The sequence below is a fragment of the Flavonifractor sp. AGMB03687 genome (genome assembly GCF_017811815.1).
Lineage (GTDB): Bacteria > Bacillota > Clostridia > Oscillospirales > Oscillospiraceae > Flavonifractor.
This window is the reverse complement of the sequence record NZ_JADKZI010000002.1, coordinates 315,059-331,229: the sequence shown is the minus strand read 5'-3', so window position 1 is coordinate 331,229 and position 16,171 is coordinate 315,059. Positions and strand designations below refer to the sequence as shown.

The following is a 16,171-nucleotide window of genomic DNA, read 5'->3' as shown; positions in this document are numbered from 1 at the left end:
ACCTTAAACCGCCTCTTTCTGTGTTTCCTGGGGGGATTTCTTCCCGTTCTTCTGCTGGGAAAGGATGGGCAGTACCTTGCTCGCCGCCCAGATGCCCAGGACGACGATCTGCCCAATGGTCAAAGTGGCTGCCGCATGCAGCTCCGCCGTGGCATGCTCGGCGATGAAATCCATCCGCGTGCGGATGTGCCACTCCTTCACCTTAAAATTCTGCTCCACCAGAGGCCAAAACATACCGATGGCCATGTTGAGCTTGCCATAATTCACCGCCGTGCGCACCGGATCGGTGGAGGCCACGGTGACATCCAAATCAAACAAATCAATGCGGATCTTGTTCTTCAGCCGCCCGGCGGCCTCCGCCGCCATGGGCAGCAGCTGCTTGGCCAGGGGGATGAGCTCCTCCAGGGGAGGCAGCTTCTTCTCTTCTTTGGGGGCAGCCTGGGCCTTTTGCTGTTTGGCTTTGCAGGGCTTTTTGGCCTTCCTGGGATAGAGGGTGATCTTCACCGGGCCTGCCAGCAGCCGGACGGACAGGCGGTTTTGGACGTACTGCGCCCGTACCCCTACCCGGACCAGGCTGACCAGCACCAGCGCCAGCACCACGATCCCCAGGATCAGCAGCACAATCATGCCCCAGACTCCTCCTCAGACTTGGCCAGCTCTCTTGCCGCCGCCTCGATCTCTTCCTCGGTGACTTCCGCCAGGTCCTCCCCCGCTTCCGTCGCCTTCAGCCGCTCCACCGCCGCCTGCATTTCCATGGTGATCTGCCCGTCCTCCGGCGGCATGTTGGGCAGCTCGGGCAGCTCGTCCAGGCTGGACAGGCCGAAGGAACGCAGGAAGGTCTGGGTGGTGCGGTACTGGATGGGCCGGCCGGGCACCGCCAGGCGGCCGCACTCCTCGATCAGGTCCCGCTCCAGCAGCAGGCCGATGGTGTAGGAGCTGTCCACGCCCCGCACCTGGTCCACATAGGCCCGGGTGGCGGTCTGGTGGTAGGCGATGATGGCCAGCACCTCCAGCGCCGGCTGGCTCAGCCGGGCGGGGCGGCGGGTCTCAAAGGCCTTGCGGATATAGGGGGCAAACTCGGGGGCGGAGCACAGCTGATAGCTGGTCTCCAGCCGCACCAGCCGGATGCCCCGGCGCTCATAGCTGTAGTTGTCGGCCATCCGCTTGCATACCGTGTCCACGGTGCTCCGGTCCAGATCCAGGGCCAGACACAGCCGCTCCACGCCCACCGGCTCCCCGGCGGCAAAGAGGATGCCCTCGATGGCCGATTGGATTTCCTTCACTTCCATTGGATTATTCCCCCTCCTCCGGCTGGTAAACATCGGTGGAGTAAACCGGCTCCTCGCCGCCCTCCCCGGTGCTGGTGATGGTGCAGTCCTGCTCGGTCCCCGCCAGACGCACCCGGCGTGCCTTGCACAGCTCCAGCACCGCAATGAAGGTCGCCACGATCTCCGACCGGCTCCGGTTACCCTTGAACAGGGCGGAAAACCGGGTGACGCCGAACCGGGCCAGCCGCTCCAAAATCTCGTCGGCCTTGTCGGCCACCGGGTAGGGCTCCCGGCCCACGATGCCCTCAAAGGCGGCCATGGGGGGCGGCAGCCGGTTGTCGGTCCGGGCCAGCACGGACTTCATGGCCTTCAGCAGGTCCTCCGGCTTATGGACGTAGCGGTAGGTCTTGTCCGCCTGAATGGCCTCGGGCTGCTTGGTCAGGTAGTCCCGGCCCACGGCATACCGGTCGGACAGGGCAGGCACCACCGCCTTGATGCGGATGTAGTCCTCCCGCCGCTGATGCTCCTCCAGAGAGGCCATCAGCTGTTCCAGTTCGGTGAGGGCCTCCTCATCGTGGATGGACAGCAGCATGCGGGTCTTGATATAGACCAGCTGGGCCGCCATGGTGACGAACTCGCTGGCTACCTCCAGGTCCAGCTGCCGCCGCTGGTCCATCCAGGCCAGATATTGGTCCAGAATGAGGGAGATCTGAATGTCCTTGATCTCCATTTTGTTCTTGCTCAGCAGATGGAGGATCAGGTCCAGGGGGCCGTTGAAGTCCTCCATGTCCTCCCGGGTCTTGACCACTTTTTCCAGATGATAAATGGGCGTTTCGATGGCACTCACCTCAGAACAGGTTCAGAATGGCGGACACATCCTGGAGGTAGAGCAGCCACTCCAGGGGCATGCCGGTGAGGGCACAAAGCCCCCGGAGGCACTGGATCATCAGGAAGGTCAGGGGCTTGTTGAAGGCCCCCAGCAGCACCAGGACAATGAGCAGGCCCATCACATACTTCTCGTACTTGAGGATGGTATAGTAGGCCCGGTCAGGCAGCAGGGCGAAGAGGATCTTGGACCCGTCCAGGGGAGAAATGGGGATCAGGTTGAACAGGCCCATGCCCACCCCCAACAGGGCCATATTGGACAGAAAACACAGGATGAGCAGGCTCACCCGCCCCAGAGGAGCAAAGTGCCAGATGGCCGAGGACAGGCCCACCGCTACAAGAGCGGTGAGGAAGTTGGCCAAGGGGCCTGCCAGCGCGGTGAGGGCCATCCCCCACTTGGGGTGCTTGAAGTAGCGCATATTGACGGGCACCGGCTTGGCCCAGCCCACCTTGGCCACCACCATCATCAAAAGGCCCATCAGGTCCAGGTGCTTGATGGGGTTGAGGGTGAGCCGTCCAGCGTTCTTGGCAGTGGGGTCCCCCAGCCGATAGGCCATCATGCCGTGGGACAGCTCGTGGAGCGTAATGCAAAGCAGGGCGGCCACGGCGCTGATGAGCAGGGTGATGAGTCCCCACCAGTCCATATGCCAGGCAAATTCACTCAAAGAACCCAATGGCTATTCCTCCAGCAGCTTGTCTTTCAGCTTGTTCAGCGTGTCCTCGGTGAGCCCGGCGGCACGCAGGTACTCCATGACGGAGCCGTAGGTCCCCTCCAGCCGGTCCAGGCAGTCCTCCAGGTACTCCGGCTTGGAGGAGCCCACATAGGCGGGCAGGTTTTCCCGGGTCTCCCTCATCCACCGGATCACCGGGCGGATGTACAGCTCGGACACCTGGTAGTCGGCCAGAATGTCCAGCTTGTCCACCCCCACCAGGGTGAGCAGCAGGGCGGCAATGCAGCCGGTGCGGTCCTTCCCCGACATGCAGTGGAAGAGCACGCCTCCGGGGGCCTCGGCGATGGTCTCCAGCACCGTGCGCACGATCTCCTTGCGCTCCAAAGTGCGAAAATAGCCCAGACCGATGAGCTCCTCCTCGTTGGGCAGCTTCTCGCCGCCGGACATGGGGATGAAGTGATAGGAGAAGCCGGGCCGGTGCTCCAGCTCGTCGGGCAGATGGTCCCGCTCCGCCGGGCTGCGCAGGTCGATGACGGTGGTGAAGCCACGCTCCAGCAGCCAGGCGGCGTCGGCGTCGGACAGCCCCATGGGGTTGTCCCCCCGCAGCAGGGTGCCCCACCGGGTGGTCCTCCCCTCCGACGCGGGATAGCCGCCCAGATCCCGCAGGTTGAGCATCTTCCCCAGCACGATCCGCCGCTCCATCCCGGTCCCCTCTCTTTCGTCCATAATTTGATTCCGATTATATCAAATTTTCCCGAAAAACACAAGCCGGACCGGCGGGTCTGGCCGCCGGTCCGGTATGCACTCAAACGATATGGTTCCGCAGGGTGCCGATGCCCTGGACGGTGACCTCCACGGTGTCGCCGGGCACCATGGGGCCGATGCCCGCCGGGGTTCCGGTGGTCACCACGTCGCCGGGCTCCAGGGTCATGGAGGCCGTGATGAACTCCAGCAGCTGGGGCACCGCCGTCATGAACTGGCTGGTGTTCCCCTGCTGCACCACCGTCCCGTTGAGCCGGGTCTCGATGGCCAGAGCAGCGGGGTCCACCTCGTCGGTGACCACGGGGCCAATGGGGGCAAAGCCGTCCATGCTCTTGCCCCGGGTCCACTGGCCGTCCCCCTTCTGCACGTCACGGGCGGTGACGTCGTTGAGGCAGGTGTAGCCCAGGATATAGTCTGCAAAGTGCTCTACCTTTACATCCTTTGCACGGCGGCGGATGACGAAGGCCAGCTCTCCCTCATAGTCCAGCCGTCCCACAAAGGCGGGGGCGTGGACGGTCCCCTCCGGGTGGTTGAGGGTATTGGGGGCCTTCAGGAAGAGGATGGGCTGCTCGGGCACGCCCTCCCCCATCTCCACGGCGTGGTCGTAGTAGTTCTTGCCTACGCACACGATCTTGGTGGCCTCGCAGGGAGCCACCAGACGGCAGGCCTCCAGGGGCAGGCTCTCTCCGTCGTAGCAGATCTCCTCAAAGGGAGGCTTGGTCAGGGTACGCACCAGGTCCCCCTGAAGCACACCCCACACGCCCTTGCCGTCCCGCAGCAGCTTTACATATCTCATGCCAGTCCCTCCGCATGGTCCAGAATCAGATTGAGCAGTTCCTGCTTGCCGTCTCCCTTCTCAGCCGAAAAGGGAATTACCTTTACACTCTCGTCCAGCTCCAGGGTCTCCCGGATGCGGGCCAGGTTGGGCTCGATGTCGCTCTTGCGCAGCTTGTCCAGCTTGTTGGCCACCACGGCAAAGGGCTTGCCGCTGTTCTTGAACCACTGGGCCATGGTGCAGTCGTCGGCGGTGGGCTTGTGGCGGGAATCCACGATCATCAGCCCCAGGGTCATGAGAGAGGGGTCGGCAAACCACTCCTCCATGAGGCGGCCCCACCGCTGCTTCTCCGCCATGGACACCTTGGCGTAGCCGTAGCCCGGCAGGTCCACCAGGTAGAAGGCGGAGTCGATGAGGAAGTAGTTGATGTGGGTGGTCTTGCCGGGGGCGGCGCCCACCCGGGCAAAGTTCTTCCGGTTCAGCAGCCGGTTGATCACCGACGATTTGCCCACGTTGGACCGGCCGGCAAAGGCCACCTGGGCCAGCCGGTCCCGGGGAAAGTCGGACGCCTTGGCGGCGGAGCGGACAAATTCCGCTTTTTGCAGATTGATGGGCATAATTACCTCCCAAATGTGTATGCGCGGCGGGGGTTTGCCCCCGTCTTACTGGCGCAGGTTGGGGCGCTCGGCGGTCTGGGCCGGGGCGTGGGGCTGGGTCATCTGGTCCGTGGGGTCACTGACCTTCAGGTCAAGAGCCTCGGCCAGCACCTGGTCCACCTGCTCCACGGTGACAAACCGCAGGCCTGCCTTAACGGTGGGATCGATCTCCTCCAGATCCTTCTCGTTGTCCGCCGGCACGATGACGGTGCGGATGCCGTTGCGGTAGGCGGCCATGGTCTTTTCCTTCAGGCCGCCGATGGGGAGCACTCTGCCCCGTAAAGTAACCTCGCCTGTCATTGCCAACTCCGCCTTAACCGGCATGCCGGTGAGGGCGGACACCATGGCGGTGGTGATGGCAATACCGGCGGAGGGGCCATCCTTGGGCACCGCTCCCTCCGGGAAGTGGATGTGGATGTCCTTCGTCTTGTAGAAGTCGGCCTCTATGCCCAGCTGGGCGGCACGGCTGCGGATGTAGGTCAGGGCGGCATGGGCGGACTCCTTCATGACGTCGCCCAAGTTACCGGTGAGCTCCGCCTTGCCGGTGCCGGGCACCACGGCCACCTCCACCTCCAGGATCTCGCCTCCCACGCTGGTCCAGGCCAGGCCGTTGACCACGCCCACCTGCTCGGTCTGGGGGATACGGTCGGGGTGATATCTGGGGATGCCCAAGAACTCTTCCAGGTTCTTTTCAGTCATGCTGACAGACTTTACAGTCCCTGTCACCAGGCGCATGGCAGCCTTACGGCACAGGGCGCCGATCTGCCGCTCCAGGATACGCACGCCGGACTCCCGGGTGTAGCCCCGGATGAGGGCCCGCAGGCCGTCGTCGGACAGCTTGAACTTGGCTTTCGTCAGTCCGTGGCGCTTGAGCTGCTTGGGGATCAGGTGGCGTTTGGCGATCTCCACCTTCTCCTCGTCGGTGTAGCTGGTCAGCTCAATGACCTCCATCCGGTCCAGCAGGGGCCGAGGGATGGTGTCCAGGGTATTGGCGGTGGTGATGAAAAGCACGTCGGACAGGTCGAAGGGCACCTCCAGGAAGTGGTCCCGGAAGGTGCTGTTCTGCTCGGCGTCCAGCACCTCCAGCAGCGCAGAGGCAGGGTCGCCCCGCTGGTCGTTGCCCAGCTTGTCGATCTCGTCCAGCAGCAGCAGCGGATTGCAGCTGTCGGCCTGCTTGATGGCGGCAATGATGCGGCCGGGCATGGCGCCCACATAAGTCTTTCGGTGGCCACGGATCTCGGCCTCGTCATGGACGCCGCCCAGAGAGATGCGGGCCATGTTCCGGTGGATGGCCTTGGCCACGCTGGTGGAGATGGAGGTCTTGCCCACGCCGGGCGGACCCACCAGGCAGAGAATCTGCCCCTTCAGCTGGGGGGCCAGCTGCTTGACGGCCAGGAACTCCAGGATGCGCTCCTTTACCTTCTCCAGACCGTAGTGGTCGCCGTCCAGCACCTTGCGGGCGGCCTCCACGTTGACCCGCTCCTTGGTATGCTTGCCCCAGGGCAGCTCCAGCACGGTGTCCAGGTAGTTACGCAGCACGGTGGCCTCGGCGGAGCCGAAGGGCTGCTTCTCCAGCCGGCCCAGCTCCTTGTTCAGCTTGTCCGCCACCTCCTGGGGCAGCTTGGCCTGGGCGATGCGCTGCCGGTACTCGGCAAGCTCGCTGTCCCCCTGGCCGTCCTCCCCCAGCTCCTGCTGCAGGACCTTCAGCTGCTCCCGCAGCACGTAGTCCCGCTGGCTGCGGGTGAGCTGGTCCCGCACCTTATCCTGCATCTCGTGCTCCAGCTCCAGGATGGCCACCTCCCGGCGGAGGTTCTGGCACAGCTTCTCCAGACGGCGGACGGGACGGAGCTCCTCCAGGATGACCTGCTTGTCCCCGGTGCGCATGGGCAGGTTCTGGGCGATGTAGTCGGCGATGTAGCCCGGCTCCTCGCTGGAGAGCACCGACAACAGGATGTCGGGGGTCATCTTGGGGGCCAGGTCGATGTAGTTTTCAAACAGATCGTAGGTCTGGCGCATCAGCGCCTCGGTGCGGGCGGAGCGGCGCACCTGCTTCTCCTCCTGGATCTCCTCCACCTGGGCGGTGAAGTAGGGCGTGGTCTGGGTCAGGCACTGGAGACGGCCACGGCTGACGCCCTCCACCATGACCCGCACGTTGCCGCCGGGCAGGCGGAGAATCTGGCGCACGGTGCTGATGGTGCCGATACGGTAGAGGTCCTCCTCCTTGGGGTCCTCCACCGCCATGTCGCGCTGGGCCACCAGGAAAATAGGCTGGCCGGAGGTCATGGACTCGTCCAGGGCCTTGATGGAGGCCTCCCGGCCCACATCGAAGTGGAGCATCATATTGGGGAAAATGGTCAGCCCCCGCAGAGCCAGGGCGGGCATAACGGCTGGCAGATTGGTTTGTTGCATGGGATTCCCTCCTCTCCGGGATATGAAAGAGGAGACAGGACCGAGGGCGGCCGGTCCTGCCCAGTCTCCCGGTTCCTGTCTCCTGTCATGCTCTTATGGTTGTGGGTCAGGACACGTTGCCCTTGGGCGCCTTTCCGCCGTGCTCGGCGTGGAGGGAAGCGCCGCCCAGCCGGGGACGGTTGGTGCGCTCCGGGTCGTGCTCCACGGCGGGGGCCGCGTGATCCTTAACACTTTCAGCGGTAATCGTCACCTTGGTGATGGTGGGGTCGGAGGGCACATCGTACATGACCTGGGTCATGACCTCCTCCAGCACCGCACGCAGGCCGCGGGCGCCGATGCCACGCTCGATGGCCTTGTCGGCGGCCGCCTCCAGGGCGGCGGTATCAAAGGTGAGATCCACCATGTCGTACTCCAGCAGCTTCTGGTACTGCTTCACCAGGGCGTTCTTGGGCTCGGTGAGGATGCGCACCAGCTGGTCCTTGTCCAGGGCGTTAAGGGTGGTGATCACCGGCAGGCGGCCCACCAGCTCGGGGATGATGCCGAACTTCAGCAGGTCGTGAGGCTGGACCTCCTTGAAGATGGCGGTGTCCTTCTCCTTCTTACTCTGGATCTCAGCGCCGAAGCCGATGGTCTTCTTGTCCAGGCGCTGCTCGATGATCTTCTCCATCCCGTCGAACGCGCCGCCGCAGATAAAGAGGATATTCTTGGTGTTGATCTGGATGAACTCCTGGTGGGGGTGCTTGCGGCCGCCCTGGGGAGGCACATTGGCCACAGTACCCTCCAGGATCTTCAGCAGGGCCTGCTGCACGCCCTCGCCGGACACATCACGGGTGATGGAGGTATTCTCGCTCTTGCGGGCGATCTTGTCGATCTCATCCACGTAGATGATGCCCCGCTCGGCCAGCTCCATGTCGTAATCGGCGGCCTGGACCAGGCGCAGCAAGATGTTCTCCACGTCGTCGCCCACGTAGCCCGCCTCGGTGAGGGTGGTGGCGTCGGCGATGGCGAAGGGCACCTTCAGGATGCGGGCCAGGGTCTGGGCAAAGAGGGTCTTGCCGCAGCCGGTGGGACCCATGAGCAGGATGTTGCTCTTCTGGAGCTCCACGTCGTCCCCGCCGCCGAAGTAGATGCGCTTATAGTGGTTGTACACCGCCACGGACAGCGCCACCTTGGCGTCCTCTTGGCCGATGATATACTGATCCAGCACATCCCGGATCTCCCGGGGGGTGGGGATCACGTCAGGGATGTCGGGGGATACGGTCTCCTCCGGGTCATAGTTGTCGTCCAGAATGCTCATGCACAGGTGGACGCACTCGTTGCAGATATAGGCGCCGGGACCGGCAATGATACGGGCCACCTGGTCCTGGTGCTTGCCGCAAAAGGAACAGCGTACGCTTTTGCGCTCGTCATTTTTTGGCATATTCTTACCTCATAGTACTCTGGATTAGGAACCGTGCAAAAAGCCGGAAAGGGAGCGGGGCGTTTCCTCCCCGCTCCCCCGCAGATTACCGGGAATAGATGACCTTGTCGATGAGGCCGAAGTTCTTGGCTTCCTCGGCAGACATGAAGTTGTCCCGCTCGCAGGCGGCGGTGACTTCCTCCACGTTCCGGCCGGTGTTGTCGGCCAGGATCTGGTTCATGCGCTTCTTGATGATCTCCAGACGCTTCAGGTGAATGGCCATATCGGTGATCTGGCCCTGGGTGCCGGCGGAGGGCTGATGGATCATGATCTCCGCGTTAGGCAGCGCCAGACGCTTCCCCTTGGCGCCGGAAGAGAGCAGGAAGGCCCCCATGCTGGCCGCCATACCGATGCAGATGGTAGACACATCACATTTGATGTACTGCATGGTATCGTAGATGGCCATACCGTCGGTGACAGAGCCGCCGGGGCTGTTGATATAGAACTGAATGTCCTTATCCGGGTCCTGGGCCTCCAGGTACAGCAGCTGGGCCACCACCAGACTGGCAGTGGTCGCGTTGACCTCCTCGCCCAGGAAGATGATGCGGTCGTTGAGCAGACGGGAGAAAATGTCGTAGGACCGCTCGCCCCGATTGGTTTGCTCCACTACATAGGGTACTAAGCTCATGATTGCGAAAACTCCTTTATTCTGATGTCAGGGCACCGGGCCTCCCTCTCAGAGACCCGGGCCCCGGACCATCCCCACCCTTGGGCAGGCTTACCTCAAAGTATGCCCACCCTGCGGCGTCTTATTCCTCGGTCTTGGCCTCCTCAGCGGGGGCCTCCTCGGTCTTCTTCTTGGTGGTGCGGCGCTTCTTGGGCTTCTCCTCGCCCTCGGCGGCCTCACCCTCGGCCTCCTCGGCCTTCTTCTTGGTGGTCTTCTTGGCGGGAGCCTTGCCCACCTTGGCGCTGTCATAGATGACCTGCTCGGCCTTCTGGAGGGCCAGGCCCTTCTTCACGTCCTCAGCGGGAGCGGCAGCCTTGACCTGATCCAGCTCCATGTGGTACTCGTCGGCCAGGCGCTTGTACTCGGCCTCCAGGTCCTCGTCGGAGATCTCGATGTTCTCGGCGGCAACCACGGCGCCCAGAGCCAGATCGCGGCGCACGCGCTCCATGGCGGCGGCAGCGGCCTGAGTGCGGACGATGTCGATGGTCATGCCGGTCATAGCCATATACTGCTCGAAGGGAATGCCCTGAGCCTGCACGCGGCGGGCCATGTCCTCCACCATCTGGTCGGTCTCATAGGCCACCATGGCGTCGGGGATCTCCACCTCCATGTTGTCCATGACCTGCTCCATGATGGCAGCCTCAAAGGCGCGCTTGGCCTGAGCCTCGCGGCGCTGGGTCAGCTTGTCGGCCAGATCCTTCTTGAAGGCCTCCAGGGTGTCAAACTCGGACACGTCCTTGGCGAACTCGTCGTCGATGGTGGGCAGCTGCTTCTCCTTGACCTCGTGGACCTTCACCTTGAAGACCACGGGGGCGCCGGCCAGTTCCTCAGCGTGATACTCCTCGGGGAAGGTCACGTTGACGTCCTTCTCGTCGCCGGCCTTGGTGCCAACCAGCTGATCCTCGAAGCCGGGGATGAAGGCGCCGGAGCCCAGCTCCAGGCTGTGGCCCTCTGCCTTACCGCCGTCGAAGGGCACGCCGTCCTTGAAGCCCTCGAAGTCGATGACCACGGTGTCGCCGTTCTGAGCCTCACGCTCCACGGTCACCATGCGGCTGGCGCGGTTGATGTAGGGCTTGAGTTCGTTGTCGATATCCTCGTCGGTGATCTTGACCTCTTCCTTCTCAGCGGTGAGGCCCTTGTACTCGCCCAGCTTCACCTCGGGACGGACGGTGACGGTAGCCTTGAAGGTCAGGCCGTCCTTGCCGGCCTCCACAACCTCCACGTTGGGCCAGGACACCACGTCCAGCTTCTCCTGCTCCACGGCCTCGGCGTAAGCCTTGGGGTAGAGCTCGTTGATGGCATCTTCATAGAACACGCCGGAGCCGAACATACCCTCGATGATCTTCCGGGGAGCCTTGCCCTTCCGGAAACCGGGCACGTTGATCTTGTTGCGCTGCTTCAGATAAGCCTTCTGGACCGCGGCCTCAAACTCCTCGCCGCCGATCTCGATGACCAGCTGAACGGCGCTCTTTTCCTGCTTCTCGACGCTTTTGACATTCATCTTGTTAACTTCCTCCTGTCAGCCCCGGGGCCTAAACCTTGGTTTGGGACGGGGCAGCTTTCGCGTTATCCGCTATATATTATCAGATATGCGCGGAAATTGCCATAGTTTTTTTGAATTATTCCAGGATTTTTTGCGGACGGAACCCAACATAGTCCGCCGCGACCAGGTGATAGGCCACCGGTCCGTACTTTCCTTCCACCGCCAGACGGTGGCTTCCGCCGTGGAGATGGCCATAGTAACAGGCCTCCACTTCATACCGCTCCAGCAGGGCGATGATCTCCGGACAGCGGTAGCCCTGGTAGAGGGGCGGGTAGTGGAGAAAGCACAGCTTCTTCCTCTCCCCCGCCGCCTTCAGGGAGGCCTCCAGCCGGATGAGCTCCCGGTTGAAGACCTTCTGCTCCCCCTTCTCCTCGTAAAACCAACCGCGGGTGCCGCACAGGGCGTACTCCCTGTACTCATAGCAGTTGTTGTGTAGGATATTCAGGGTGGAAAAGCCCTTTTCGGCGAAAAAGCGGTTCATTTTGGAGGCGGTGTTCCACCAGTAGTCGTGGTTGCCCTTGAGCATCAGCTTGCGGGCACCGGGAAGACCGTCCAGAAAGGCGAAGTCAGCCTCCGCCTCCTCCAGGCTCATGCCCCAGGACAGATCGCCGCACAGCACCACGGTGTCCTCAGGACCCACGTCCTGAAACCCTTCCCGCAGCTTGTCCACGTAGCCCTCCCAGCCGCCGCCGAACACGTCCATGGGCTTGTTGGAGCGGAGGGAGAGGTGGGTGTCGCCGATGACAAACAGGGCCATTTACTTGAGCATCTCCAGCACCTGGTCCACCATGTGGTCCTTTTCCACCGTCTGGTCGAACCGGGGGCTCTTGTTCTTCAGGGCGGCCAGGGGCGCGGGCACCGGCACGCCGGTGAGCTCGGACAGCTGGTCCAGGATGGCGGTACCCTCCGCCAGCTCGGTGACGCCCAGAGCGCCCAGCACGCTGTCGCAGAACTTGAAGGGGCTGGCGGTGGACACCACCACGGCGGGGGTGTTGTCGCCGGTCTCCTGACGGTACTGGTTCAGCACGTCGAAGGCCACGGCGGTGTGGGGATCGATAAGGTAGCTGTGGTCCTTCCACATCTGGCCGATGACCTTCTGGGTCTGGGCATCGTCGCAGCAGCCGGCGGCGAAGAGTTTGGTGAGCTTGGTCTGGATGGCGGGGCTCACCTTGTACAGGCCGCTGGTGTTCAGCTGGTTCATGTACTCCCGTACCTCGGCGTCATTCTGCTCACTGAGGGCGAAGAGCATCCGCTCCAGGTTGGAGGAGATCAGGATGTCCATGGAGGGAGACATGGTGTTGTAGAAGGTGCGGTTGCGGTCGTACTGACCGGTACGGATGAAGTCGGTGAGCACGTTGTTGGAGTTGGAGGCGCAGATCAGCTTGTTGATGGGCACGCCCATCTCCTTGGCGTAGTAGGCCGCCAGGATGTTGCCGAAGTTGCCGGTGGGGACGCAGACGTTGATGGGGTCCCCCTTCTGGATCTTCTCGTCCCGCAGCAGGTCGCAGTAGGCCGAGATGTAGTAGACGATCTGAGGCAGCACCCGGCCCCAGTTGATGGAGTTGGCGGAGGACAGGAAGAAGCCACGCTCGGCCAGCTGCTCCCGCAGAGCCTCGTCGGAGAAGAGCTTCTTCACGCCGGTCTGGGCGTCGTCAAAGTTGCCCACCACAGAGCAGACGCCCACGTTGCCGCCGTCCTGGGTGTTCATCTGCAGCTCCTGGATGGCGGACACGCCGTCCTTGGGATAGAACACCAGGATGCGGGTGCGATCCACGTCCCGGAAGCCCTCCAGGGCGGCCTTGCCGGTATCGCCGGAGGTAGCCACCAGGATGCACACCGTCTTGGTCTCCTGATTCTTCTTCAGAGAGGCGGTGAGCAGGTGGGGCAGCATCTGCAGGGCCATATCCTTGAAGGCGCAGGTGGGACCGTGCCACAGCTCCAGGCAGTAGGTGTTGTCATCCACCTGGCGGACGGGAGCCACCTCAGGCTCGTCGAACTTGGCGCTGCTGTAGGCCTTGGCGGCGTAAGAGGTCAGCTCGGAGGAGGTGAAGTCGTCCAGATAGGAATTCATCACAAAGACGGCCCGCTGCTGATAGGACATATCCCGCATGGTATTCAGGCCATTGGGGGACAGCTTGGGAAAGACCTCAGGGGTCATCAGACCGCCGTCGGAGGCCAGCCCCTGGGCAATGGCCTGGGCCGCGGTGCAGCGGTCCTGCTTGTTTCTCGTGCTTACATAGTACATACTTTGCTCACTACCCTCATCAGATTATTGAAGAACAGATCCTGCAAAAGGGCCTCGCTGTAGCCCTGCGCCTGCAGGAAGTGGTAAAGCCGTTCATAGTCCTGGACCCCGGCCATATTGCCGGCCAGCGGGCTGCACCCGTCCAGGTCGCCGCCCAGAGCGATGTTCTTCTCGCCCCCCAGCTCCAGCCAGTGGTCCAGATGGGCGGCGGCAGCGTCCAGATCCGCCTTCCCGCCCACGAACTCGGTGAACAGGTTGAGCCCCGCCACACCGTTGTGGTCTATTATGGCAGTAAATTGCGCGTCGGTCAAGTTCCGCGGATGAGAAAACACCGACCGGCTGTTGGAATGGCTGGCGAAAAAGGGACCGGACAGGGTGTCCGCCACATCCCAGAACCCCGGGTCGGACAGGTGGGACACATCCACCAGCACCCCCAGCTGCTCCGCCTTGCGGACGAACACCTTTCCCTGGGCCGTCAGGCCCTTGTCGGTCTCCTCCGCGTTGGTGCCGCCCAGGGCGTTGGCCCGGTTCCACACCGGATTCACCGCCCGGACACCCAGGCCGTGGGCCTCCTCCAGCCGCTCCGGGGAGCAGTCCAGCACCTCCGCCCCCTCCACCGACAGGAAGGCCGCCATCTTTCCGGCGGCAAAGGCGTCCTCCGCCTCCTGGGCCGTGCGGCAGTGGGTGATCACAGCGGCGTTCTGCTCCATCTCCCGGGCGAAGATGCCGTACTCCGTCCGGAAGATCTCCCCAAAAGACATCCCAGGAAAGTCCTCCGGCTGCCCGAAGAGGGCAAAGAACTGGGCGTACCGGCGGTACTTCCCCGCCCGCTCCAGATCCACATGGTAGCCGTTGCGGCCAAAGCCGCCGCCCTTCAAATAGCACATGAGCACCGTGTCACAGTGTCCGTCAAAGACGTCGATCTCCGGCAATGCTCCCGCCTCCTTTTAAAATGCATTTTCCCAGTAGTGAAACTCCGGCTCCCTGGTGGCCATACCCTGCGGGGCGTACAGCTCCGCCACGTCAAACCGGGGCTGAAGGCCCTCTGACGGGTGCTCCGCCAGATAGAACTCCGCCGTGGTGCGCAGCTTCTGCTGCTTGCGCTTGTCCACCGCCGCCCGTCCGGGGGCGAAGGAATCGTTCTTCCGCAGCTTCACTTCTATAAAGCATAAATACTTGTCAGTTGTTGCAATCAGGTCGATCTCGCCGAACCGGCAGTGGTAACCGGCAGCCAGGATGGTGTAGCCCCGCTTCCGCAGGAGCTCCGCCGTCTTGGCCTCTCCCCACCGGCCCAGCAGCTTTGCCTCTCCCCCGCTCACGCCTTCTTCCTCCGCTTTTTCAGAAAGGTAAGGCGGTGGATGGGACAGGGGCCATACTGGTCCAGCCGCTCATAGTGGAGTTTGGTGGGGTAGCCCTTGTGCTTTTCAAAGGCATACTGGGGGTACTGGACCGCCATCTCCTCCATGTACCGGTCACGGCTCACCTTGGCCAGAATGGAGGCCGCGGCGATGGATGCCGACAGGGAATCTCCCTTTACAATCGTTGCATGGGGCGTGGTGACGGCTCCCTGCTTTCCGTGGTCCCGGTTGCCGTCGATGAGAGCGAAGTCGGGCTGGATCGCCAGGCCGTCAATGGCCCGCTGCATGGCGTTCATCCGGGCACTGAGGATGTCGGTGGCGTCGATCTCCTGGTGGTCCACCCAGGCCACGCTCCAGGCCTCTGCCTGCTCGATGATGATATCATAAAGCCCGTCCCGCTTTTTGGGGGTCAGCTTTTTGGAGTCGTTCAGGCCGGGAATGTCCAGCTCCCGGGGCAGAATCACCGCCGCGGCGTACACCGGACCGGCCAGGGGGCCTGCCCCCGCCTCGTCGCAGCCGCACACCAGCTTATGGCCTTCCGCCCAGCAGCCTCGTTCCAGCTCCCACAGATCCATACAGGTATACTCCTTTACACCTCTTCCGGTGTCTCCAATGTAAAGTTACCCAGCTTGCCGCTGCGGTACTCCTCCAGCAGCACACGGGCCATGCGCTCGGTGTCCACCTCGCCGCCGGAGATGAGGAAGCCCCGCTTGCGGCCGCAGGCCTCCAACAGCTCCCAACCGGCCAGACCGGGCTGGGGCTCCACCTTGTAGCGGTCGGTGATGGCCTGGGGATACCGGGCGCCCAGGATCTCCATCAGGTGGCAGGCCAGGGTCTCCCGGTCCATGATCTCATCCTTCACAGCGCCTGTAAAGGCCAAATGCATGCCAGTGGTCTCGTCCTCAAACTTGGGCCACAGAATACCGGGGGTATCCAGCAGGTCCAGGCCGGGGTCCACGTTGACCCACTGCTTGCCCCGGGTGACGCCAGGCTTGTTGCCCGCCTTGGCGGACTTCTTCTTGGCTACTTGGTTGATGAAGGTGGACTTGCCTACATTGGGGACGCCCACTACCATGGCCCGCACAGGACGGCCCACCAGGCCCTTGGCCTTCCACTGCTCGATCTTGTCCTTCAGGGCGGACTTGATGGCGGAGGAGAACTGGTTGACGCCCTTGCCGTCCCGGGCGTTGGTCTCCATGACCCACCAGCCCTGCTTGCGGAACCACTCCCCCCACACCTTGTTCATGGCGGGGTCGGCCTGGTCCGCCCGGTTCAGGATGATGAGCCGGGGCTTATCCCCCACGATCTCGTCGATATCCGGGTTCCGGCTGGAGATGGGGATGCGGGCGTCGATGATCTCCGCCACCAGGTCTACCAGCTTCAGATCCGCCTGGATCTGCCGCCGTGTCTTCGTCATATGGCCGGGATACCATTGAATATTCATATTCCCGCCTCCTCGATCCGGCCCCGTTT

General features: G+C 63.0%; 17 protein-coding genes. All 17 read right to left on the bottom strand.

Features of this window, described 5'->3' with window-relative positions:
- Positions 1-3: 3 nt before the first annotated feature.
- A complete protein-coding gene (locus J9789_RS05075) occupies positions 4-627 on the bottom strand; it encodes a DUF2953 domain-containing protein (RefSeq protein WP_209343088.1) in 624 nt (207 codons plus the stop codon).
- Positions 624-1,289 carry an SMC-Scp complex subunit ScpB gene (scpB, locus tag J9789_RS05070; RefSeq protein ID WP_209343086.1) on the bottom strand — a complete coding sequence of 222 codons (666 nt, stop codon included), beginning with the start codon at positions 1,287-1,289 and terminating at the stop codon, positions 624-626. Before scpB ends, J9789_RS05075 begins: the two co-directional genes overlap by 4 nt.
- Before the next feature lie 4 nt (positions 1,290-1,293).
- Positions 1,294-2,115 (bottom strand): segregation/condensation protein A, encoded by an 822-nt coding sequence (locus J9789_RS05065; protein WP_348633634.1) that lies wholly within the window; start codon positions 2,113-2,115, stop codon positions 1,294-1,296.
- 1 nt (position 2,116) lies between these two features.
- Positions 2,117-2,827 (bottom strand): site-2 protease family protein, encoded by a 711-nt coding sequence (locus J9789_RS05060; RefSeq protein ID WP_209343076.1) that lies wholly within the window; start codon positions 2,825-2,827, stop codon positions 2,117-2,119.
- A 3-nt stretch (positions 2,828-2,830) separates the two neighbouring features.
- Entirely contained in the window at positions 2,831-3,550 is a 720-nt protein-coding gene (locus tag J9789_RS05055) for a tyrosine-protein phosphatase (protein ID WP_209343074.1), read from the bottom strand.
- A 79-nt stretch (positions 3,551-3,629) separates the two neighbouring features.
- Positions 3,630-4,382 (bottom strand): fumarylacetoacetate hydrolase family protein, encoded by a 753-nt coding sequence (locus tag J9789_RS05050; RefSeq protein WP_209343072.1) that lies wholly within the window; start codon positions 4,380-4,382, stop codon positions 3,630-3,632.
- Positions 4,379-4,978: a ribosome biogenesis GTP-binding protein YihA/YsxC gene (gene yihA, locus J9789_RS05045; protein ID WP_209343070.1), complete on the bottom strand. Its 600-nt coding sequence runs from the start codon at positions 4,976-4,978 to the stop codon at positions 4,379-4,381. The genes J9789_RS05050 and yihA overlap by 4 nt, the downstream gene beginning before the upstream one ends.
- A 45-nt stretch (positions 4,979-5,023) precedes the next feature.
- Positions 5,024-7,426 carry an endopeptidase La gene (gene lon, locus J9789_RS05040; RefSeq protein ID WP_209343068.1) on the bottom strand — a complete coding sequence of 801 codons (2,403 nt, stop codon included), beginning with the start codon at positions 7,424-7,426 and terminating at the stop codon, positions 5,024-5,026.
- A gap of 106 nt (positions 7,427-7,532) precedes the next feature.
- Complete coding sequence (gene clpX / locus J9789_RS05035) at positions 7,533-8,846, bottom strand: ATP-dependent Clp protease ATP-binding subunit ClpX (RefSeq protein ID WP_209343066.1); 1,314 nt, start codon at positions 8,844-8,846, stop codon at positions 7,533-7,535.
- Between the two features lie 85 nt (positions 8,847-8,931).
- Positions 8,932-9,513 (bottom strand): ATP-dependent Clp protease proteolytic subunit, encoded by a 582-nt coding sequence (locus J9789_RS05030; protein WP_087334249.1) that lies wholly within the window; start codon positions 9,511-9,513, stop codon positions 8,932-8,934.
- 121 nt (positions 9,514-9,634) lie between these two features.
- Positions 9,635-11,053 carry a trigger factor gene (tig, locus tag J9789_RS05025; protein WP_209343064.1) on the bottom strand — a complete coding sequence of 473 codons (1,419 nt, stop codon included), beginning with the start codon at positions 11,051-11,053 and terminating at the stop codon, positions 9,635-9,637.
- Positions 11,054-11,171: 118 nt separating this feature from the next.
- Positions 11,172-11,852, bottom strand: a complete 681-nt coding sequence (locus J9789_RS05020; protein WP_209343062.1) for a metallophosphoesterase — start codon at positions 11,850-11,852, stop codon at positions 11,172-11,174.
- Entirely contained in the window at positions 11,853-13,340 is a 1,488-nt protein-coding gene (gene thrC, locus J9789_RS05015; protein WP_209343053.1) for a threonine synthase, read from the bottom strand.
- Positions 13,328-14,272, bottom strand: coding sequence for a membrane dipeptidase (locus tag J9789_RS05010; RefSeq protein ID WP_245185075.1), 945 nt, complete (start codon positions 14,270-14,272; stop codon positions 13,328-13,330). The genes thrC and J9789_RS05010 overlap by 13 nt, the downstream gene beginning before the upstream one ends.
- Positions 14,273-14,287: 15 nt before the next feature.
- Positions 14,288-14,659, bottom strand: coding sequence for a YraN family protein (locus tag J9789_RS05005; protein ID WP_209343051.1), 372 nt, complete (start codon positions 14,657-14,659; stop codon positions 14,288-14,290).
- The gene (locus J9789_RS05000) at positions 14,656-15,273 is read right to left on the bottom strand and encodes a ribonuclease HII (RefSeq protein ID WP_209343049.1); all 618 of its coding nucleotides are present in this window, start codon (positions 15,271-15,273) and stop codon (positions 14,656-14,658) included. Before J9789_RS05000 ends, J9789_RS05005 begins: the two co-directional genes overlap by 4 nt.
- A gap of 14 nt (positions 15,274-15,287) precedes the next feature.
- Positions 15,288-16,142 carry a ribosome biogenesis GTPase YlqF gene (gene ylqF / locus J9789_RS04995; protein ID WP_209343048.1) on the bottom strand — a complete coding sequence of 285 codons (855 nt, stop codon included), beginning with the start codon at positions 16,140-16,142 and terminating at the stop codon, positions 15,288-15,290.
- Positions 16,143-16,171 lie beyond the last annotated feature (29 nt).